16 protein-coding genes are annotated in these 20,426 nt (G+C 70.2%); 4 read left to right on the top strand and 12 right to left on the bottom strand.

What is annotated here, in order from left to right:
• Nucleotide 1: 1 nt before the first annotated feature.
• The 5 genes from Microterr_RS05250 to Microterr_RS05230 all read right to left on the bottom strand — a co-directional run bounded on the left by Microterr_RS05250 (nucleotide 2) and on the right by Microterr_RS05230 (nucleotide 4,440).
• Complete coding sequence (locus Microterr_RS05250) at nucleotides 2-1,792, bottom strand: peptidoglycan D,D-transpeptidase FtsI family protein (protein ID WP_263795747.1); 1,791 nt, start codon at nucleotides 1,790-1,792, stop codon at nucleotides 2-4.
• Nucleotides 1,793-1,796: 4 nt separating this feature from the next.
• Nucleotides 1,797-2,372: a cell division protein FtsL gene (gene ftsL, locus Microterr_RS05245; protein WP_263795748.1), complete on the bottom strand. Its 576-nt coding sequence runs from the start codon at nucleotides 2,370-2,372 to the stop codon at nucleotides 1,797-1,799.
• The gene (rsmH, locus tag Microterr_RS05240; protein ID WP_263795749.1) at nucleotides 2,369-3,322 is read right to left on the bottom strand and encodes a 16S rRNA (cytosine(1402)-N(4))-methyltransferase RsmH; all 954 of its coding nucleotides are present in this window, start codon (nucleotides 3,320-3,322) and stop codon (nucleotides 2,369-2,371) included. Before rsmH ends, ftsL begins: the two co-directional genes overlap by 4 nt.
• Nucleotides 3,323-3,420: 98 nt before the next feature.
• The gene (gene mraZ, locus Microterr_RS05235) at nucleotides 3,421-3,852 is read right to left on the bottom strand and encodes a division/cell wall cluster transcriptional repressor MraZ (RefSeq protein WP_263795750.1); all 432 of its coding nucleotides are present in this window, start codon (nucleotides 3,850-3,852) and stop codon (nucleotides 3,421-3,423) included.
• A gap of 216 nt (nucleotides 3,853-4,068) precedes the next feature.
• Entirely contained in the window at nucleotides 4,069-4,440 is a 372-nt protein-coding gene (locus Microterr_RS05230) for a DUF3040 domain-containing protein (protein WP_263795751.1), read from the bottom strand.
• Nucleotides 4,441-4,506: 66 nt separating this feature from the next.
• Between Microterr_RS05230 and Microterr_RS05225 the strand changes: the two genes are divergently transcribed.
• Nucleotides 4,507-5,601, top strand: a complete 1,095-nt coding sequence (locus Microterr_RS05225; RefSeq protein WP_263795752.1) for a polyprenyl synthetase family protein — start codon at nucleotides 4,507-4,509, stop codon at nucleotides 5,599-5,601.
• 18 nt (nucleotides 5,602-5,619) lie between these two features.
• Here the strand turns inward: Microterr_RS05225 and Microterr_RS05220 are convergent, their stop codons facing one another.
• Nucleotides 5,620-5,949, bottom strand: a complete 330-nt coding sequence (locus Microterr_RS05220) for an Rv2175c family DNA-binding protein (RefSeq protein WP_263795753.1) — start codon at nucleotides 5,947-5,949, stop codon at nucleotides 5,620-5,622.
• Between the two features lie 139 nt (nucleotides 5,950-6,088).
• Between Microterr_RS05220 and Microterr_RS05215 the strand changes: the two genes are divergently transcribed.
• A complete protein-coding gene (locus Microterr_RS05215) occupies nucleotides 6,089-7,366 on the top strand; it encodes a LysM peptidoglycan-binding domain-containing protein (protein ID WP_263795754.1) in 1,278 nt (425 codons plus the stop codon).
• Between the two features lie 43 nt (nucleotides 7,367-7,409).
• Complete coding sequence (gene pknB / locus Microterr_RS05210; protein WP_263795755.1) at nucleotides 7,410-9,359, top strand: Stk1 family PASTA domain-containing Ser/Thr kinase; 1,950 nt, start codon at nucleotides 7,410-7,412, stop codon at nucleotides 9,357-9,359.
• A 503-nt stretch (nucleotides 9,360-9,862) separates the two neighbouring features.
• Here the strand turns inward: pknB and Microterr_RS05205 are convergent.
• From Microterr_RS05205 to Microterr_RS05195, 3 genes are read right to left on the bottom strand one after another with little or no spacing between them, the layout of a single operon-like run.
• Nucleotides 9,863-11,200 (bottom strand): class II 3-deoxy-7-phosphoheptulonate synthase, encoded by a 1,338-nt coding sequence (locus tag Microterr_RS05205; protein ID WP_263795756.1) that lies wholly within the window; start codon nucleotides 11,198-11,200, stop codon nucleotides 9,863-9,865.
• A gap of 50 nt (nucleotides 11,201-11,250) precedes the next feature.
• Complete coding sequence (locus Microterr_RS05200) at nucleotides 11,251-11,937, bottom strand: lysophospholipid acyltransferase family protein (RefSeq protein WP_263795757.1); 687 nt, start codon at nucleotides 11,935-11,937, stop codon at nucleotides 11,251-11,253.
• 2 nt (nucleotides 11,938-11,939) lie between these two features.
• On the bottom strand, nucleotides 11,940-12,875 hold the full coding sequence (locus tag Microterr_RS05195) for an ROK family glucokinase (RefSeq protein ID WP_263795758.1): 936 nt from the start codon (nucleotides 12,873-12,875) through the stop codon (nucleotides 11,940-11,942).
• Nucleotides 12,876-13,035: 160 nt separating this feature from the next.
• Between Microterr_RS05195 and Microterr_RS05190 the strand changes: the two genes are divergently transcribed.
• The gene (locus Microterr_RS05190; protein ID WP_263795759.1) at nucleotides 13,036-14,862 is read left to right on the top strand and encodes an AMP-dependent synthetase/ligase; all 1,827 of its coding nucleotides are present in this window, start codon (nucleotides 13,036-13,038) and stop codon (nucleotides 14,860-14,862) included.
• 85 nt (nucleotides 14,863-14,947) lie between these two features.
• Here Microterr_RS05190 and Microterr_RS05185 read toward each other — a convergent pair whose 3' ends face one another.
• The 3 genes from Microterr_RS05185 to Microterr_RS05175 form a co-directional block, all read right to left on the bottom strand.
• On the bottom strand, nucleotides 14,948-15,436 hold the full coding sequence (locus Microterr_RS05185) for a peptide deformylase (RefSeq protein WP_263795760.1): 489 nt from the start codon (nucleotides 15,434-15,436) through the stop codon (nucleotides 14,948-14,950).
• A gap of 8 nt (nucleotides 15,437-15,444) precedes the next feature.
• On the bottom strand, nucleotides 15,445-16,869 hold the full coding sequence (locus Microterr_RS05180) for a MinD/ParA family ATP-binding protein (protein ID WP_263798824.1): 1,425 nt from the start codon (nucleotides 16,867-16,869) through the stop codon (nucleotides 15,445-15,447).
• Between the two features lie 108 nt (nucleotides 16,870-16,977).
• A complete protein-coding gene (locus Microterr_RS05175) occupies nucleotides 16,978-20,385 on the bottom strand; it encodes a pyruvate carboxylase (RefSeq protein ID WP_263795761.1) in 3,408 nt (1,135 codons plus the stop codon).
• Between the last annotated feature and the right edge of the window lie 41 nt (nucleotides 20,386-20,426).

The raw sequence follows: 20,426 nt of genomic DNA, 5'->3' as shown, positions 1-20,426 counted from the left end.
GTCACTGGGCGAACTTGGCGAGCTTCACCAAGTCCGTCGTCGAAGGCATCACCCGGTAGGTCTTCAGCACCTGGGTCATCGCCTTCTGCCAGGCCGACGCGTTGGCCGCAGACGACTTTATCCTGCTGGGCTCGTCGAGCGTGACCGCGACGATGTACTGCGGGTCCTCGAGGGGTGCCATGCCGATCATCGTCGTGAAGTAGGCGCCCGCCTTGTAGCCGGTGCCCGCATCGTTGATCTTCTCGCCCGTGCCCGTCTTCACGCCGATGTTGTAGCCCTCGATCTTGATCCGCTTGGCGTTCGTGCTCTGCGTGGCGACGTTGCCGATGATCTCGCGCACCTGCTCCGCCGTCGACGCGCTCACGACCTTCACCGGCTCGGGCAGCTCGGGCTTCACCACGGAACCGTCGGCCTTCGTGCACGATTCGACCAGCTGCAGCGGGAGCCGCACACCGTCGTTGGCGATGGCCCCGTAGGCGCCGACCAGTTCGGGGAGGGTCGTCGTGAGGCCCTGACCGTACGACGTGTTGTAGGTGGTCTGCGCCCCCCACTCCTCGACCGGGTAGATCAGCCCGTTCTGCTCGCCCAGGAAGTTCACCGAGCTGCCGTCGCCGATGCCGAACTTCTTCAGGTAGGTGTAGCGGGTCTTCGCGCTGACCTTCTCGCTGAACTTCGAGATGCCGACGTTCGAGGAGTCGATGAGCACGCCCGCGAGCGTGTAGTTGTAGGCAGGGTGGGCGAACGAGTCGCGCACACGCGCCCCGTTCGGGAAGGTCTCGCTGCCCGAGGCGGTGATGCTGGACTGCGGCGTCTGCCCGCCCGCGTCGATCACGGTCGCCGCGGTCAGCGCCTTGAACGTCGAGCCCGGTTCGAACCAGTTGGTGAAGATGCGGCTCGCGCGGTCGCGGACCTTCGCCTCGCCCGGCTCGTTCGGGTCGACGCTGGGCCATTCGGCGGCCGCGCGGATCTTGCCCGTGGCCACCTCGTAGACCATGATCGATCCGCTCTTCGCCTTCATGTTCTGGCCCTGCTCGGCGATCAGCTGCTGCATGTACCACTGCAGGTCGTTGTCGATCGTGAGCTGCACGGTGCCGCCGTCCGCGGCCTCCTGCCGCACCTCGGTGCCCGGGATGATCACGCCGTCCTTGCCGCGCTGGTACGACTGCTTTCCGTTGGTGGGCGTGAGGCAGTCGTTCTCGAGGACCTCCAGGCCCGCCAGGGCCTCGCCGTCCGAGCTGACGAACCCGACGAGGTTGCCGGCGACCGCACCGTCCGGGTACGACCGCGCCGGATGCGACAGGCACACGAGGTAGGGCGCGCCCAGGTCGGCGAGCCCCCGGTAGACCTCGGTGTCGACGCCCTTGTCCAGGTACACGAATCGCGAGTCGGGGTCTTCGGCGAGGGTGTCGGCGACGATCTGCTGCACCTTCTCGACCTTCTGACCCGTGATCTCCGCGATCTGCACCGACACCGTCGACCACGGGTCTGCGGTGGAGGTGCCGTCGATGATATCCGCGTCGATCTGCGTGATGAGCAGCGGATCGAGCTGGCAGTCGTACTGGAGGATGCTGCCGGCGAGCAGGTTGCCCCCGGCGTCGACGATCGACCCGCGCGCGCCGTAGAGGGTCTGACCGCCCGCGAGGGCGTTCTCCATCGAGTCCTCGATGTGCTCCTCGGCGTTGACCACCTGGATGTCGACGAGGCGCACGATGAAGCCGGCCAGCACCGCCAGGACGACGGCTAGCGCGACGACGGTGCGGCGACGTTGGCTTCGGGTGCTTCGCGTCGACATGGATTCAGTGTGTGGCCGGCGTGGGCAGACCGTCGGTCAGCGGCACCGGAGTGTTGAGGACTGCGTCGTCGGCGATCACCGGCTGGCCGACGATCGTCGCCTCGGGGTCGGTGACGAGCGGGGTGTCGGTGATGAGCGCGTTGGCGACGGCGCCGCGGTTGATGGCGTCGACCGAGGTCGCGCCGAGAGCGACGTCGCCGCTGCCGAGGAGCTTTCCGTCGCTCAGGCGCAGGTACGACGGCGACTCGTTGATCACCATGCCGAGTGCGGAGGCGTTGGCGGCGAGGTACTGGGGCGAGCTGAGACCGGCGAGATCGTCGGCGATGATCTCCTTGTCCCAGTCCAGCTGCCGCTTCTGCTGGGTGAGGTCGGCGATCTCGTACGAGCCCTGCGTGGTCAGCACCGAGAGCGACATCTGCGCCGCGCCGATCGCGATCGCGCCGGCCACGGCGACGATGCCGTACAGCAGCCTCGGCCGCCTGGCCGGTGCCGGCGCCGCGACCACGTGGAGGCGCCGAACCGGCGGGTCCTCCCAGAACGGGACGACGGATGCTGTCGCCGACTGCTGTGCGATGCTCATGCCCCCTCCCGCAGACGCTCGGCGGCGCGCAGGCGCACGGGGGTGGCGCGCGGGTTGCGCGCGCGCTCGTCGTCGGACGCCTGCTCTGCACCCTTGACGAGGAGCTTGAAGCGAGGGGCGTGCTCGGGGAGCTCGACCGGGAGGCCCGGTGGGGCCGTCGAGGCGGACGCCTGCGCGAACTCCCGCTTGACGAGCCTGTCCTCCAGCGACTGGTACGACATCACCACGATGCGCCCGCCCACGGGAAGCAGATCGAGCGCGGCCGGGATCGCGCGCTCCAGCACGCTGAGCTCGCGGTTGACCTCGATGCGCAGCGCCTGGAACACGCGCTTGGCGGGGTGCCCGGCGCTCTTGAGCGCTGCGGGGGTCGCCGCCTGCAGGATGTCGACGAGTCGGCCGGAGCGATCGATCGGCCCGTCGGCGCGTGCGTGCACGATCGCGCGGGCGTAGCGGGCCGACAGCTTCTCCTCGCCGTAGCGCTCGAAGATGCGGCGCAGCTCACCCTCGCTGTACGCGGCGAGCACGTCGGCTGCCGTCGTGCCGGCGGACTGGTCCATCCGCATGTCCAGCGGAGCGTCCTGCGCGTAGGCGAAGCCGCGGTCGGCGACATCGAGCTGCAGCGACGAGACGCCGAGGTCGAACAGGATCGCGTCGACCCGGTCGCGACCGGTCGAGGCGACGGCCTTCGCGATGCCGTCGTAGACGGTGTGCACGAGCGTGACGCGGTCACCGAATGGGGCCAGCCGCTCCCCCGCGATCCGCAGCGCGTCGGTGTCGCGGTCGAGGCCGATCAGCTGCAGCCCGCTGAATCGCCGGAGGAACGCCTCGGAGTGCCCGCCCATGCCGAGCGTGGCGTCGACGAGGACGGCGCCGTCGCGCTCGAGCGCGGGCGCCAGCAGTTCGACACAGCGGTCGAGCAGCACAGGGGTGTGGATGTCGTCGGAGCTCATGATGCGGGGCGGGTCCCTGGGTCCTGATCCCCATCCGCTCGACCTGGCGCCGGGGAAGTGCGTCAGGGCGTCAGCGGCTGGGAGTCAGGACCAAGGGCTCAGAACAGGCCCGGGATCACCTCCTGCTCCAGTTCGGCGTAGGTCTCCTCGTTGCCCTCGGCGTAGGCGTTCCACGCGTCGGCGTTCCAGATCTCGGCGTGCGCGCCGACACCCGTGACGACGAGCTCGCGCTCGAGGCCGGCGTAGGTGCGCAGCGGCTGCGGGATGGTCACGCGGTTCTGACCGTCCGGCTTCTCGGCGCTCGCGCCGGACAGGAACATGCGCAGGAAGTCGCGCGCCTGCTTGTTGGTCAGCGGGGTCTCTCGGATGCGCTCGTGGATGCGCTCGAACTCAGCCGCGGAGAAGACGTAGAGGCACCGCTCCTGTCCGCGGGTGATGACGACGCCGGCGCCGAGATCGTCGCGGAACTTGGAGGGAAGGATGACGCGCCCCTTGTCGTCGAGCTTGGGAGTGTGCGTGCCGAGAAGCATCTGCGCCGCCTCCCGTTCGCCCCGATCCGTCGGATTGCCACCACATTACTCCACTTCCCTCCACTTTGTCTCCCCAAATGTGCGCGATCTCCACCGGCCCTCCACTCGCCCCACAAGAGGGCAGATGCCGGACGGAGAGACACCCCTCGGCGCACGAAAAAAGCACCGACCGTGAAGGTCGGTGCTCAGTCGGCTGGCGTCAGCGGATGGTGCGGATCAGCGATCCTCGTTGCGGCGGTCCCAGCGGTCGTTCATGCGATCCATGAAGGATGCGGACGGCTGCGGCGAGGCGGGCGCACGGTGCGGCTTGTCCGTGGGGACGACCGGCGTGCCCCTCGTGGGCGTGACCGCGAGGACGACGCCGCCGAGCATGGCGACGAAGCCGAGCACACCGACGACGACGAGCTGCGTGGAGACGCCGATGACGAGGGCCCCGAGGCCGAGGAGCACGAGGATCGTGCCGTAGACGATGTTGCGGTAGCTGAGCGTCCGACCGTTCCGCGCGGCGCTGACGACATCTGCGTCGTTGTGCATGAGATGGCGCTCCATCTCATCAAGCAGACGCTGCTCCTGTTCTGACAGTGGCATGCATCCCCCTCTTGCTCGATCGGACGCTTCGAGTCTACGCGTCACGCTGATCACTAGGCTAGGCCCGTGTCTTCCTCTGTGGACCCGATCGCGGCGGTTTCCCAGCGAGTGGATGCCTTCCTCACGTCCCAGCGCGTTCTCGCCGCCGATCTGGGCGCCGAGGCGCAGCTGTTCGTCGAGGCGGGCGCCAGAGCTCTGAGCGGCGGAAAGGGTCTTCGCGGGCGCTTCTGCCTGGCCGGCTGGCGCGCCGTCGCCGAGGCCGGAGGCCCCGCCGCGACGCCGGACGATGCGGTGGTGACGGCCGCCGCCGCGCTCGAGATCTTCCAGGCCGCCGCGCTGGTGCACGACGACATCATCGACAACTCCGACACCCGACGTGGCCGCCCTGCCGCGCACCGCGCGCTCGAGCAGCAGCACCGCGAGGCGGGCTGGATCGGCGATGCGGCGGCGTTCGGCCGTTCGGGCGCGATCCTCCTCGGCGACCTGCTGGTGGCGTGGAGCGACGACCTCTTCGAGGAGGCCCTGGCGGCGACGCCCGCCGATCGCGCGGCCGATGCGCGCGCCCGCTACGCCACCATGCGGCGCGAGGTGACGATCGGCCAGTTCCTCGACATCGCCGAGGAGTCGGCCTACCTCACCGAGTCCGATGACCGCCACGCGGAGCGCGCGCTGCGGATCGCCTCGCTCAAGTCGGCGCGCTACAGCATCCAGCATCCCCTGGCGATCGGCGCCGCGCTCGCCGGAGCGGATGCTGCGCAGCAGGTCGCGCTGGAGGGCTTCGGGCATCCGGTGGGGATCGCCTTCCAGCTGCGCGATGACGTGCTCGGCGTGTTCGGCGACGAGAGCCGCACCGGCAAGCCGTCCGGAGACGACCTGAGGGAGGGCAAGCGCACCGTGCTCGTCGCCTATGCACGGGAGGCCCTCGCCCCCTCAGCGCGTCGGATCATGGATGAGCTGATCGGCGACGCCGAGCTCGATGCGGATCAGATCGCGTCACTGCAGCGCACCATCGTCGACACCGGCGCCCTGGAGCGGGTCGAGCAGCTGATCGCCGACTCCGCCCACCGCGCCGACCGGGCACTCTCGGGCGCTCGGCTCGGCAACGCCGCGGTCGGCGAGCTGCGCGACCTGGCGCGCGCCGCGACCGTCCGCGTCACCTGACGCGGCGCACCGACCGGATCAGAGCAGGGTGCGCGCGACGCGCCTGACCTCGCTCTTGCGCCCCTGACGCAGCGCGTCGATGGGCGCGGCGCCGATGGAGTCGTCCACGCCGAGCAGCCAGTCGATCGCCTCGTCGTCGGTGAAACCGGCGTCGTGCAGCACGATCACCGTGCCGCGCAGCGACGGCAGCGGCGCCCCGTCCACGAGGAAGACGGCCGGCACCTTGAGCGGCCCGTCGCGTCGGGATCCGACGAGCTGGTACTCGTCGAGCAGACGGCGGACGCGACCGAGCGGTTCGCCCAGCGCCTCCACCAGTTCGGGCAGGGACAGCCATTGGGTATCCGTCACGAAGCAACTATCTCATCCTGACGGGAGCCCTTGGTTCTGCACTTCTGTCACTCCAGCCTCGTGCTTCACTCCCTTTATCACCCGTTGACAGGAATTGACTTCCATGACACGGTCTTTTGAGGTGAAGAGGGGGTAGCTCTTGCGTTCAACCGATCGTCGATTCCGCATCCGCACCACACGCACACTCGCCGCAGGAGTCCCGGCATCCCTCGTGGGATCGCTCGCTCTGGTCTTCGGCGCAACGCCCGCACAGGCCGCAGAGCCGGTGAGCGCGATCGATCGCCACCCGGTGATCCGCGGCACGGGCCATGTCGCCGGCACGACCGCTGCGCACGCGCTGAAGGCCCCGGCGAAGAAGTCGAAGCCGAAGACCTACACGGTCCGGGCCGGCGACACCGTCTGGGCGATCGCCGTCCGCCACGGACTGCGCACCGCCGACGTGCTGGCCCTCAACGGCCTCACCGCGCGCTCGGTGATCTTCCCCGGGCAGAAGCTGCGGCTGAGCGGCAAGGCATCCGCCGGCTCGGCGCCCGCGAAGGCCGAGGCGTCGGGGAAGGCGTCGGCGAAGACTTCCGCGAAGGGCAGCCACACCGTCCGCGCCGGCGACACCGTCTGGGCGATCGCCCAGCGGCACGGCACGTCGGTCGGCGCGATCCTGCGGGCCAACGGCATGAGCGCGTCCTCGATCATCTACCCCGGCCAGAAGCTGGCACTCCCCGGCTCCGGCGGGCACACGACGAAGCCCGCGAAGAGCTCGAAGAGCACCCCCGCCGCCAGTCGTGCCTCGGCGGTTTCGGTGAAGAAGGCGCACACGGTGCACGCGGGCGACACGGTGTGGTCGATCGCGCAGAAGTACGGCACCTCGGTCGACGCCGTCCTCCGCACCAACAAGCTGAGCGCGGACTCGATCATCTACCCGGGTCAGAGGCTCGCGATCCCCGGCAAGTCGGCCGCGGCTGCTCCGAAGAAGCACGCCGGGAGCACGACGAGCACGAAGACGCCGATCGTGAAGCTGGACGGCGAGCAGGCGAAGAACGCGAAGCTCATCATCCGGGTCGGCCGCTCGCTCGGCGTCTCCGAGCACGGCATCGCGATCGCACTCGGCACGGCCATGCAGGAGTCGTCGCTGCGCAACCTCGCCGGCGGCGACCGCGACTCGATCGGGCTCTTCCAGCAGCGGCCCAGCACCGGCTGGGGCACGAGGATGCAGATCCACAACGCCACCAGGTCGACCAAGGTCTTCTACGGCGGGGCGCACGATCCCAACGGCCACCGCACGCGCGGGCTGCTCGACATCCCCGGCTGGCAGAAGCTCAGCTACACCGAGGCCGCCCAGGCCGTGCAGATCTCCGCGTACCCCGATGCGTACGCCAAGTGGGAGCGTCATGCCCGCGCGTGGCTTGCCGCGCTGGGGTGAGCCGCTGCGGGGCCGCGCGGCCCGTCGTCCGTAGACTCTCAGAGTGAGCACGAGTCAGCAGACCGACCCGCTCATCGGCCGCCTCGTCGACAACCGATACCGGGTGCGCGCGCGGATCGCGCGCGGCGGGATGGCGACCGTCTACGTGGCGACCGACATGCGCCTCGAGAGGCGCGTCGCCCTCAAGGTCATGCACGGCCACCTCAGCGACGACACCGTGTTCCAGAGCCGGTTCATCCAGGAGGCGCGCGCCGCAGCGCGGCTGGCCGATCCGCACGTCGTGAACGTGTTCGACCAGGGCCAGGACGGCGACATGGCCTACCTGGTCATGGAGTACCTGCCGGGCATCACCCTGCGCGAGCTGCTGCGCGAGCAGCGCCGGCTCACCATCCCGCAGACCGTGACGATCATGGATGCGGTGCTGTCCGGCCTCGCCGCCGCGCACAGGGCGGGGATCGTCCACCGCGACGTCAAACCCGAGAACGTGCTCCTGGCCGAGGACGGCCGCATCAAGATCGGCGACTTCGGCCTCGCCCGCGCCACCACGGCCAACACCGCCACCGGGGCCCAGCTGATGGGCACGATCGCCTACCTCGCGCCCGAGCTGGTCACCCGCGGAACCGCCGACGCGCGCAGCGACATCTACTCGCTCGGGATCATGCTCTACGAGATGCTCGTCGGCGAGCAGCCGTACCGGGGCGAGCAGCCGATGCAGATCGCGTTCCAGCACGCCACCGATTCGGTGCCGCGCCCGAGCGTGCGCAACCCCGGCGTGCCCGAGCAGCTCGACGAGCTCGTGCTCTGGTCGACCGAGCGCTCCCCCGACGACCGTCCGACCGACGCGCGCGAGATGCTCGACCGGCTCCGCGAGATCGAGCGCCAGCTCGGCATCACGCCGCAGGTGACGCGCACGACGCCGACGGGCATCATCCGCGACGAGAGCGGCGCGTCCGGCGAGCTCACCAAGGTGCTTCCGACCGCGATCACCGGGCCGACCGCATCCGTCGACGACATCGACAACGCCAACACGCTGCGAGCCGCGACCAAGCGGCGTTCGCGCCGGGGTGGCTGGCTCGTGCTGCTCGTGCTGCTGCTGGCCGCCTCGGCGGCCGGGATCGGCTGGTGGTTCGGATCGGGGCCCGGATCGCTCGTGGCCGTGCCGCAGATCGCGAACCTGTCGTTCGACGATGCGCAGGGCGCCCTCGCCGAGCACGACCTGGTCGCCGTCGAGGGCGAGGCCTTCAGTCTCTCCGTCGCACCGGGGCTCGCGGTGAGCAGCGATCCCGCGGCCGGGACCTGGCTCGACAAGGGCGACGAGGTGACCGTCCTGATCTCGCAGGGCCCCGCTGAGACCGAGGTCGAACCCCTCGCCGGCAAGACGACCGAGCAGGCGACCGGCATCCTGCAGAGTCACACCATCGAGGTGACCGAGACCCGGCACGAATTCACCGACCAGGACGAGGACACCGTGCTGCGCGTGAGCGTGGTGCCCCGGGCCGGCGGAGACAAGGTCAGCTGCGCCAAGGGCTGCACCGTGCACGAGGGCGACAGCGCGATCCTCGTCGTGTCGGCAGGCCCGGTGCCCGCCGTCCAGGGCAAGACCCTCGAGCAGGCGACGAGCGACCTGAACGCGGTCGACCTGAAGGTCGCGGCCGATGCCCCGACGGAGTACAGCAGCGACGTGCCCGAGGGGCAGGTGCTGTACATGTGGGAGCGCGACGGCGGCGGCAACTGGCGACCGGGCGAGACCGTCACCCTCGTGGTGTCGGCGGGGCCCGAGCCGATCGCGGTGCCCGATGTGAACGGGTGGACGATCCGCGACGCCGTGGCGGAGCTGGAGGCGCGCGGCTTCGCGGTCAACCCGAGCATCGAGGACACCGAGCTGCTCCTCGGCTTCAAGTCCTGGGACGTCTACCACGTCCGCGGGATGAGTCCCGGTGCCGGCGAGCTGGTCGACCCGTCGACCGTGATCAACCTCACCGCCGGTCCCTGACTTCGACGGTCTGGCCGCCGCATCCGCTCTCCCGCTGTCGGTCGATCCGTCCATGCGTGCGGAGGACGATCGGCGACCCGAGGAGAATCTGCCGACCGAAGATCCTCAGATCGCCGATAGTCCTCACGACGGATCCCCGAACCGGCGGATCCCCGAACCGGCGGATCCCCGGGTATCAGGATGCGGCGGCTGCGGCATCCGGCGGTTGCGCCGAGCTCACCATGTCGCGAGATAAGGAAATGGCACGGCGGGCGGAGCGGATCGCCCCGATGGCACCTCCACTCACGGCATCTCCTTGTCTCGCGACAAAGAGTGGGAGGGGTCTCACCGGACGACCCCTGAGTGAGTCGGATGCGGCGGCTGCCGCATCCGATCTCCGCCCCACCCGTGGGTTCGTGAGGAAGATCGGCGAACTGAGGAGAATCTGCCGACCGAAGATCCTCAGATCGCCGAAAGTCCTCGCGACGACGGCGAGCGGGATGCTGCGGGCCTCCGCAGCGGGATCAGCGCTTCTCGAGCTCCTCGGCGACCAGGAACGCCAGCTCCAGCGACTGCATGTGGTTCAGGCGCGGGTCGCACAGCGACTCGTAGCGCGTCGCGAGGGTGGCCTCGTCGATGTGCTCGGAGCCGCCGAGGCACTCGGTGACGTCGTCACCGGTGAGCTCGACGTGGATGCCACCGGGGAACGTGCCCACGGCGCGGTGCGCCTCGAAGAAGCCGCGCACCTCGTCCACCACGTCGTCGAAGCGCCGCGTCTTGTAGCCGGTCGGGGTGGTGATGCCGTTGCCGTGCATCGGGTCGGTGACCCACAGCGGCGTGGCGCCCGAGTCGCGCACGGCCTCGAGCAGCGGGGGCAGCGCGTCGCGGATCTTCCCCGCGCCCATGCGCGTGATGAAGGTGAGGCGCCCCGGCTCCCGCTCGGGGTCCAGCTTGTCGATGAGCTCCAGCGCGGTGTCGGGCGAGGTCGTCGGCCCGAGCTTGACGCCGATGGGGTTGCGGATCTTGGAGAAGTAGTCGACGTGCGCGCCGTCGAGCTCGCGCGTGCGCTCGCCGATCCACAGGAAGTGCGCCGAGGTGTTGTACGGGGTGCCCGTGCGCGAGTCGATGCGCGTCATCGGCCGCTCGTAGTCCATCAGCAGGCCCTCGTGGCCGGTGTAGAACTCGACGCGCTTGAGCTCGTCGAAGTCGGCGCCGGCGGCCTCCATGAAGCGGATGGCGCGGTCGATCTCGCCGGCCATGCGCTCGTACTGCTGGTTGGCCGGGTTCTCGGCAAAGCCCTTGTTCCACGAGTGCACCTCGCGCAGGTCGGCGAAGCCGCCCTGCGTGAACGCGCGGATCAGATTGATGGTCGATGCGGCGGTGTGGTAGCCCTTGAGCAGCCGCGCGGGGTCGGCCTGACGGGACCCCTCGGTGAAGTCGAAGCCGTTGACGATGTCGCCGCGGTAGGCGGGCAGGCTCACGTCGCCGCGGGTCTCGGTGTCGCTCGAGCGCGGCTTGGCGAACTGCCCGGCCATGCGGCCCATCTTCACGATGGGCATCGAGGCGCCGTAGGTCAGCACGACCGCCATCTGCAGTACCGTCTTGATGCGGTTGCGGATCTGCTCGGCCGTGGCGCCCGCGAACGTCTCGGCGCAGTCGCCGCCCTGCAGCAGGAACGCACGACCGGATGCTGCCCGCGCGAGGCGATCGCGGAGGTTGTCGACCTCGCCGGCGAAGACGAGGGGCGGCAGACCGGCGAGCTCGGCGGAGGTCGCGGCGACCGCATCCGCATCCGGCCAGTTCGGCTGCTGCTTGATGGGCAGAGTGCGCCAGTGGTCGAGGGGATCGAGCTGCTCGGGCATCCGCTCAGTCTATCCGGGCTGATCCGGCACGCGGCTCCACGTGACGGGCGTCACGCACCGCCCGTGGCGCGGTCCTTCACGGTCGAGGCGTACACGTCGTCGTACTGCTGCTCCCCCAGTCGCTGGAGCGCCACCATGATCTCGTCGGTGACCGAGCGGAGGATGTAGCGGTCGCCCTCCATGCCCGCGAAGCGCGAGAAGTCGATCGGCTCGCCGATGACGACGCCCACGCGGACGACCCGCGGGACCGTGGTGCCGATCGGCATCATCGTGTCGGTGTCGACCATCACCACGGGGACGACCGGCACGTGCGCCTCGAGCGCCATCCGGGCGATGCCGGTGCGGCCGCGGTACAGGCGCCCGTCGGGGCTGCGGGTCCCCTCCGGGTAGATGCCGAGCAGGTCGCCGCGCCCGAGCACCTGGAGGCCGGTGTTCAGCGACGCCTCGGACGCCTTGCCGCCGGAGCGGTCGATCGGGATCTGGCCGGTGGCCTTCATGAAGACGCGGGTCGCCCAGCCCTTCAGTCCCTTGCCGGTGAAGTAGTCGCTCTTGGCGAGGAACGACACCGGGCGGTCGATCATGAGCGGGAGGAAGACGGAGTCGCTGACGGAGAGGTGGTTGCTCGCGAGGATCGCGGCGCCCTCGACCGGGATGTTGCGGCGGCCGACGACCCATGGGCGCCAGATCGCCTTGACGATCGGACCGATCACCACGTACTTCATCAGCCAGTAGAACATCGTCAGTCCCTCGTGACCGCCAGGTCGGCCGCGCCGATCAGGCCGGCGTCGTTGCCGAGCTCGGCGATCGCGAACTCGGCCACAGGGCGGTCGCCGTAGCCGGGGAGCGACGTGCCGTAGGCCAGGCGCACCGGGTCGAGCAGGTCGGCGCCGAGCTCGGCCACTCCCCCGCCGATGACGTAGAGCTGGGGGTCGAGCACGGCCTGGAAGCCGCCGCACGCCTCGCCGAGGGCGGTCGCCACGCGGCGCAGCGCCTCGATCGCACCGGGGTCGCCCGCCAGCACGAGCCGCGAGACCGCGGGACCCGAGATGGCGCCCTTCTCCGCGCGCAGCTCCGCGAGCGCTGCGCCGATGCCGCCGCCGTCGGCGATCTCGCCGGCTTCGCGCTGCAGTGCACGTCCCGACGCGTACTGCTCCAGGCAGCCGTTCTGCCCGCATCCGCAGGGTCGTCCGCCCCGGATGAAGCGGATGTGTCCGAGCTCGCCGGCCAGGCCGTGGCCGCCCCGGTACAGAGTGCCGTGCGAGATGACCGCACCGCCGACGCCGGTGCCCATGGTCAGCATCACCATGTCGTCCACGTCGCGGCCCGCCCCGAAGCGGAACTCCGCCCAGCCGGCCGCGTTCGCGTCGTTGTCGACCGTGACGGGCAGGTCGATGCGCTCCTCGAGGCGCGCCTTCAGCGGCTCGTTGCGCCACGCGATGTTCGGCGCGTGCACGACGACGCCGCGGTCGCCGTCGACGAAGCCCGCCGCGGCCACGCCGACGGCGGAGATGTCGTGGTGGGCGGCGAAGTGGTTCGCCATGTCGATGACCGCATCCGCCAGCTGCGCCGGCGCGACGGGGGTCTCCACTCGCAGCTTCTCGACGATTCGACCGTCTGCGTCGACGACGCCTCCGGCGATCTTCGTCCCACCGATGTCGATCCCGACCTTGAGCACTGCGCACCTTCCGAAGACACTGTCGCCCCCGCGTGCGCGACGGCGCCTTGCAGTCTATCCAGGCGTCGCGCCCGCGCATCCCCCGTGGAGCCGCCTGACGGCGGGTTAGACTCGATCCGAGGTTCACCCGATCCCCCCAACCGGTACCGAAGGAGCTGCCGTGGTGCAATTCGAAGTCCCCGCGATCGTCCCCGCCGACCCGCAGGCGAACGTCGCCGACCTGCTGGTCGAGCGAGTCAAGGCCACACCCGATCTGGCGCTGTTCGCCGTCCCGGACGGTGAGGGCTGGCGCGACATCACGGCCAAGGAGTTCGAGTCGCAGGTGATCGCGCTGGCCAAGGGCCTCGCGGCCGCCGGCATCGAACCCGGCGACAAGGTCGGGTTCATCGCCCGCACCACGTACGACTGGACGCTGGTCGACTTCGCGCTCTTCTACGCCGGTGCGGTGATGGTGCCGATCTACGAGACCAGCTCGGCCGCGCAGATCAAGTGGAACCTGACGGACTCCGGTGCGATCGCCTGCATCGCCGAGTCGCACGACCACTCCGAGCGCCTGGCCGAGGTGCGCGCAGAGCTGCCCCTGCTCCGCTCCGTCTGGGAGATGCACGCCGGCGACCTCGACAAGCTCGTCGCCGACGGCGCCGAGGTCACCGACGCCGAGATCGAGCGCCGCCGCCAGATCGCGAACGGCGCCGACATCGCCACCCTCATCTACACGTCCGGCTCGACCGGGCGCCCGAAGGGCTGCGTGCTGACGCACAGCAACTTCGTCGAGCTGTCGCGCAACTCCGCGCTCTCGCTGAACGAGGTCGTCTCGACGCCCGGCGCCTCGACGCTGCTGTTCATCACCACGGCGCACGTGTTCGCGCGCTTCATCTCCATCCTCGACATCCACGCCGGTGTGAAGACGGGCCACCAGCCCGACACGAAGCAGCTGCTGCCGGCGCTCGGCTCGTTCAAGCCCACGTTCCTGCTGGCCGTGCCGCGCGTGTTCGAGAAGGTGTACAACTCGGCCGAGCAGAAGGCCGAGGCCGGCGGCAAGGGCAAGATCTTCCGCGCCGCCGCCCACACCGCGATCGAGCACTCCAGCCTCCTGCAGGACGGCAAGAAGGTCCCGCTGCTCACGAAGATCAAGTTCGCCCTGTTCGACCGGCTCGTGTACTCGAAGCTGCGCGAGGCCATGGGCGGCCGGGTCGTCTACGCCGTGTCGGGCTCCGCCCCGCTGGGCCCGCGCCTCGGGCACTTCTTCCACAGCCTGGGCGTGACGATCCTCGAGGGCTACGGCCTCACCGAGACGACCGCCCCGGCATCGGTGAACATCCCCAGCAAGGCGAAGATCGGCACGGTCGGCCCCGCGCTGCCCGGCGTCGGCATCCGTCTGGCCGAGGACGGCGAGGTCGAGGTCCGCGGCATCAACGTGTTCCGCGAGTACTGGCGCAACGAGGAGGCCACCGCGGCGGCCTTCAACGACGGCTGGTTCAAGACCGGCGACATCGGCTCCTTCGACGACGAGGGCTTCCTCACCATCACGGGTCGCAAGAAGGAGATCATCGTCACGGCCGGCGGCAAGAACGTCGCTCCCGCCGCGCTCGAGGACCCGATCCGCGCCAACCCGATCGTCGGTCAGGTCGTCGTCGTCGGCGACCAGAAGCCGTTCATCTCGGCGCTGGTCACCCTCGACCCGGAGATGCTGCCCACCTGGCTCGCGAACAACGACCTGCCCAAGGACCTGTCGCTGGCCGACGCCGCCAAGAACGGCGCCGTGCGCGCCGAGATCCAGCGCGCGATCGACGAGGCGAACACCGTGGTCTCGCGGGCCGAGTCGATCCGCAAGTTCACGATCCTCGACAGCGAGTGGACCGAGGCGAGCGGGCACCTCACCCCGAAGATGAGCATCAAGCGCAACGTGATCCTCGACGACTTCGCGGGCGAGATCGCCGAGCTCTACAACGTCCCCGTCTCCACGACGAACGTCTCGCTCGGCTGACGAGCGATGTGCAGGAAGGCCCGGCCCCTCTGGGGTCGGGCCTTCTTCGTCGGCGGATGCTGCGCCGTCGCGGTGGGGTGAGCCGCTACCAGCTGCTCTCGCGGATCTCGCGCATCGCGATCTTGCGCTCCTCCGGCGTGAGTCGCGCGAGGTACAGCATCCCGTCGAGGTGATCGGTCTCGTGCTGGAGCATCTGGGCGAAGAGGCCGTCGCCTTCGAGCTCGACCTCGTCGCCGGCGAGGTCGATGCCGGTCACCCGCGCATGCGGGTGGCGCACGGCGTCGTGCCAGAGGTTCGGCACGGACAGGCAGCCCTCGCCGATCGGCTCCGGCTCGCCGGACACCTCGACGAGCACGGGGTTGAGGATGTAGCCGATGACGCCGTCGACGTTGTAGCTGAAGGCGCGCAGGCCCACGCCGATCTGCGGGGCGGCGACGCCGGCGCGGCCGGGGAGTGCGACGGTGTCGAGGAGGTCGGCCACGAGGGCGTGCACGCCCTCGTCGATCTCGGTGATCGGGGCACAGGCCTGCCGCAGGACGGGGTCGCCGAACACACGGATGGTGCGAACTGCCATGGTGCGGCCTACGCTGCCGGCGCCTGGGCGCGCAGGCCCTCGACGACCGCGGCGGCGAGCTGCCTGGCCGCCTCACGGGTGGCCGGCTGCAGCTCGGTGAACGAGATGGCCGAGCCGGCGGCGATGTGCGCGTCGTACGGCACCCGCACGACCGCGCGGACGCGGCTGCGGAAGTGCGCCTCGAGCTCGTCGGCGCGCACGAGCGGGGCGCCGGGACGAGAGTTGTTCAGCACGACGACCGCATTGCGCGCGGCGACGCTGTATCCGTTGCTCTCCAGCCACGTGAGCGTCTCCGACGCGAGACGCGCCTCGTCCACGCTGAGCCCGGCGATGATGACGAGCTGATCGGCGATCTCGAGTGTGGCGCCCATCACCGAGTGGACGATGCCGGTGCCGGTGTCGGTCAGGACGATGGAGTAGTAATGCGCGGCGATCGCGGCGACGTCGTTGTAGTCGTGGTCGCTGAAGGCCTCGGAGACCCGCGGGTCGCTGTCGGAGGCGAGCACATCGAGGCGCGTGTCGTCACGGGCGACGATGGTGGAGACGTCGTTGAAGCCGCCCACCTCACCGCGGGTGCGGACCAGATCGCGGACGGTGCGGCCACTGCGGTGCGCGATGCGCTCGGCGAGGGTGCCGCGGTCGGGGTTGGCGTCGATCGCGATCACGCGGTCGTCGCGGGCGTCGGCGAGCGCCATGCCCAGGATGGTGGTGACGGTGGTCTTGCCGACGCCGCCCTTGCGCGACATCACCGGCACGAAGCGCGCGGCACCGGTCAGGGGTGCGGCGATCCGGCGATCGAGCGCCTTGCGCTCCCTGGCGCGCCTGCCGTCGCCGAGGTTGATGCGGTGGCCTGACACCGAGTACACGAACTGCTGCCAGCGGCCCTCCGGCTCGGGGTGCACGATCTGGTGCGGATCGAGCAGCCGGTCGGGCGTGAGCAGATCTGCGGTCTCGCGGCTCGGTTCGAACTCGCCCACGCGCTTCGACGTCATCGGCACCTCCAGCTGGTGCGCCTCGCGGCGCGTCGACGGGTGCGACCCCGTCGTGGTCGGGACGACCTCGCCGATGGGCGCGATCACAGGGACGTGGCTCTCGTATCGAGCGGGCGCGGCATCCTTGTCCACTCGCGCCTCCTCCGGCTCCTGCGAGACGTGATCGACGGCGTCCTGCACCTCGACGGCGTCCTCGATCCGGTCTTCAGCCTCCTCGCCGGGATAGGCATGGTCAAGCGCCTCGTCGACCGGCTCATCGTCGACGACCTCGCCTTCGACGGTGTCGGCGGACAGTCGCTCGTACTCCACCTCGTCGCCCAGCACGTCGTCGTCGCCCAGGTCGTCGTCCTCGTCGTGCGGCAGCGCCACCGACACCTGCGCGGTGTGGGTGCCGAGGATGTCGAAGCCCGCGGTGGCGAGGCTGCCCGAGTCGGACAGCATCCCGTTCTGGTCGTCATCGGCCGGGGTCAGGTCGGTGCGGTCGGGCGTCAAGAGTTGCGTCTCCAAAGGGCGGGCTCGGGTGGGCGACAGCGGTCGCCACCCTCCAGGCTACTGCGCGGGGCGGACGACGACCAAAAGGTCGCCGGCATCCACCTGCGCCGTGGCGGCGATCGCGAGGCGCTCGATGACGCCGTCGACGGGGGCGGTGATGGCCGCCTCCATCTTCATCGCCTCGATCGACGCGACCGGCTGACCGGCGCTCACGGTGTCGCCGACCGCCACCTTGACGGTCACGACACCCGAGAACGGCGCCGCGACCTGGCCCGGCTTGGACGTGTCGGCCTTCTCGGCCTGACGCGCTTCGACCTCGATGCTGCGGTCGCGCACGAAGACCGGCCGCAGCTGTCCGTTGAGGGTCGTCATCACGGTGCGCATACCCTTGTCGTCGGCCTCGCCGATCGCCTCGAGACCGACGAACAGCTGCACGCCCTTCTCGATCTCGACGACGTGCTCACTGCCGGGCGCGAGCCCGTACAGGTAGTCGACCGTGTCGAGCACGCTGAGGTCGCCGAACAGCTCGCGCGACTGCTCGAACGCGCGCGTCGGCGCGGGGAAGAGCAGCGTGTTCAAGGTGCGGCGACGCGATGCGGGGTCGCTCGCCAGCGCCGCCGACTCCTCGCCCGTCAGCGGGGTGACGTCGATGCTGATGTTCCGCCCCTTCAGCACCTTGGTGCGGAACGGCTCCGGCCAGCCGCCTGGCAGGTCGCCCAGCTCCCCCGCCATGAAGCCCACGACGGAGTCGGGGACGTCGTACTTGTCGGGGTTCTCGGCGAAGTCGGCCGGATCGGCCTTCACCGCGGCGAGGTGCAGGGCGAGGTCGCCGACCACCTTCGACGAGGGCGTCACCTTCGGCACGCGGCCGAGGATGTCGTTCGCCGCGGCGTACATGTCCTCGATGAGCTCGAAGTCGTCGGCGAGGCCGAGGGCGATCGCCTGCTGACGGAGGTTCGACAGCTGTCCGCCGGGGATCTCGTGGTGGTAGACGCGGCCGGTGGGGCCGGGCAGTCCCGACTCGAACGGACGGTACAGGTGGCGCACGGCCTCCCAGTACGGCTCGAGGCTCGCGACCGCGCCCAGGTCGATGCCGGTGTCGCGCTCCGTGTGCGAGAGCGCGGCGACGAGCGCCGACAGGGAGGGCTGGCTCGTGGTGCCCGACATCGGGGCGGCCGCCGCGTCGACCGCGTCGGCGCCGGCGGCGCTGGCCGCGAGCAGCGTGGCGAGCTGTCCGCCGGCGGTGTCGTGCGTGTGCACGTGCACCGGCAGGTCGAACCTCTCCCGCAGTGCGCTCACGAGTCGCGACGCCGCGGTCGGCCGAAGGAGCCCCGCCATGTCCTTGATCGCGAGGACATGCGCACCGGCCTCGACGATCTGGTCGGCCAGGCGCAGGTAGTAGTCGAGGGTGTAGAGGTCCTCGGCCGGATTGAGCAGATCGCCGGTGTAGCAGACCGCGACCTCCGCGACCGCGGTGCCGGTGTCGAGGACGGCCTGGATCGCCGGACGCATCTGCGAGACGTCGTTGAGGGCGTCGAAGATGCGGAAGATGTCGACGCCGCTCGCGGCGGCCTCGCGGACGAACGCGTCCGTCACCTCGGTCGGGTACGGGGTGTAGCCGACCGTGTTGCGACCGCGCAGCAGCATCTGGATCGCGACGTTGGGCAGCGCGGTGCGCAGCTTGTCGAGGCGCTCCCACGGGTCCTCGCCGAGGAAGCGCAGCGCGACGTCGTACGTCGCGCCGCCCCACGCCTCCACCGACAGGAGCTGCGGGGTGAGCTGCGCGACGTAGGGCGCGACCGCCGCGAGGTCCTTGGTGCGCACCCGGGTGGCGAGCAGCGACTGGTGGGCGTCGCGGAACGTGGTCTCGGTGACGGCGAGGGCGTTCTGGGCGCGCAGCGACTGGGCGAAGCCGGCCGGTCCGAGCTCGAGCAGTCGCTGGCGCGAGCCCGGCTGCGGGGCCGCCGACAGGTCGATCTTCGGCAGCTTCTGCCGCGGGTCGATGGAGATCGGGTTCTCGCCGTAAGGGCGGTTGACGGTGGTGTCGACCAGCCAGTTCAGGATCTTCGTGCCGCGGTCCTTCGACTCGCGGCCGCGCAGCAGCTCCGGTCGCTCGTCGATGAACGACGTGCTGAGGTCGCCGGCCTCGAACGCGGGGTCGTCGAGCACGGCCTGCAGGAACGGGATGTTCGTGGAGACGCCGCGGATGCGGAACTCGGCGAGGGCGCGACGGGCGCGGACGACCGCGGAGTGGAAGTCGCGGCCGCGGCAGCTGAGCTTGGCGAGCATCGAGTCGAAGTGGGGGCTGATCTGCGACCCGGCGGCCGTGGTGCCGCCGTCGAGGCGGATGCCTGCGCCACCCGGCGAGCGGTACGTCGTGATCTTCCCGGTGTCCGGGCGGAAGCCCTGCGACGGGTCCTCCGTGGTGATGCGGCACTGCAGGGCGGCGCCGCGCAGCTGGATGCGGTCCTGCGTGAGCCCGAGCTCGCCGAGGGTCTGTCCGGCCGCGATGCGCATCTGCGACTGCACCAGGTCGACGTCGGTGACCTCCTCGGTCACGGTGTGCTCGACCTGGATCCGCGGGTTCATCTCGATGAACACCACCTCGCCGGTGCGGGGTCCTGCTGTCTCGAGCAGGAACTCGACCGTCCCGGCATTCTGGTAGCCGATCGACTCGGCGAAGGCGACGGCGTGCCGGTGGAGCGCATCGCGCACGTCGTCGGCGAGGTTCGGCGCCGGTGCGATCTCGATCACCTTCTGATGGCGACGCTGCACGGAGCAGTCCCGCTCGAACAGGTGCACGGTGCCGCCGGCCGCGTCGGCGAGGATCTGCACCTCGACGTGGCGGGGGCGCAGCACGGCCTGCTCGAGGAACATGCGGCTGTCGCCGAACGCGCTGCCGGCCTCGCGCATGGCCTCGGCCAGCGCAGGCGCGAGCTCATCGAGGTTCTCCACCCGGCGCATCCCCCGACCGCCGCCGCCGGCGACGGCCTTGGCGAACAGGGGGAAGCCGATGTCATCGGACTGCGCGACGAGGGCGTCGATGTCGTCGGAGGCGGGGGTCGAGCGCAGCACGGGCACGCCGGCGGCGATGGCGTGCTCCTTGGCGGTGACCTTGTTGCCCGCCATCTCCAGGACGGATGCGGGCGGCCCGATGAACGTGATGCCCTCTGCGGCGGCCCGCTCGGCCAGGTCGGGGTTCTCGGAGAGGAACCCGTACCCCGGGTAGATCGCGTCGGCGCCGGCTTCCTTGGCCACACGGACGATCTCCTCGACGTCGAGGTAGGCGCGGACCGGGTGCCCGACCTCGCCGATCTGGTAGGCCTCGTCCGCCTTCAGCCGGTGCAGCGAGTTGCGGTCCTCGTAGGGGAAGACGGCGACGGTGCGCGCCCCCAGTTCGAATGCGGCGCGGAACGCTCGAATGGCGATTTCTCCGCGGTTTGCGACCAGAATCTTGCGGAACATGGGCACCTCGTGGGGCGTCGTCGGTGGGCCTGAGTGTGCTC

The organism is Microbacterium terricola, assembly GCF_027943945.1.
GTDB lineage: Bacteria > Actinomycetota > Actinomycetes > Actinomycetales > Microbacteriaceae > Microbacterium > Microbacterium terricola.
The sequence above is the reverse complement of the archived record's forward strand: the minus strand, read 5'-3'. Positions and strand labels throughout refer to the sequence as shown.

What these genes read in the sequence shown, in the direction of transcription:
- Microterr_RS05250 (WP_263795747.1), bottom strand. Translation starts at nt 1,792, where the DNA reads ATGTCGACGCGAAGCACCCGAAGCCAACGTCGCCGCACCGTCGTCGCG.
- ftsL (WP_263795748.1), bottom strand. Translation starts at nt 2,372, where the DNA reads ATGAGCATCGCACAGCAGTCGGCGACAGCATCCGTCGTCCCGTTCTGG.
- rsmH (WP_263795749.1), bottom strand. Translation starts at nt 3,322, where the DNA reads ATGAGCTCCGACGACATCCACACCCCTGTGCTGCTCGACCGCTGTGTC.
- mraZ (WP_263795750.1), bottom strand. Translation starts at nt 3,852, where the DNA reads ATGCTTCTCGGCACGCACACTCCCAAGCTCGACGACAAGGGGCGCGTC.
- Microterr_RS05230 (WP_263795751.1), bottom strand. Translation starts at nt 4,440, where the DNA reads ATGCCACTGTCAGAACAGGAGCAGCGTCTGCTTGATGAGATGGAGCGC.
- Microterr_RS05205 (WP_263795756.1), bottom strand. Translation starts at nt 11,200, where the DNA reads ATGCCCGAGCAGCTCGATCCCCTCGACCACTGGCGCACTCTGCCCATC.
- Microterr_RS05200 (WP_263795757.1), bottom strand. Translation starts at nt 11,937, where the DNA reads ATGTTCTACTGGCTGATGAAGTACGTGGTGATCGGTCCGATCGTCAAG.
- Microterr_RS05185 (WP_263795760.1), bottom strand. Translation starts at nt 15,436, where the DNA reads ATGGCAGTTCGCACCATCCGTGTGTTCGGCGACCCCGTCCTGCGGCAG.
- Microterr_RS05180 (WP_263798824.1), bottom strand. Translation starts at nt 16,869, where the DNA reads ATGCTGTCCGACTCGGGCAGCCTCGCCACCGCGGGCTTCGACATCCTC.
- Microterr_RS05175 (WP_263795761.1), bottom strand. Translation starts at nt 20,385, where the DNA reads ATGTTCCGCAAGATTCTGGTCGCAAACCGCGGAGAAATCGCCATTCGA.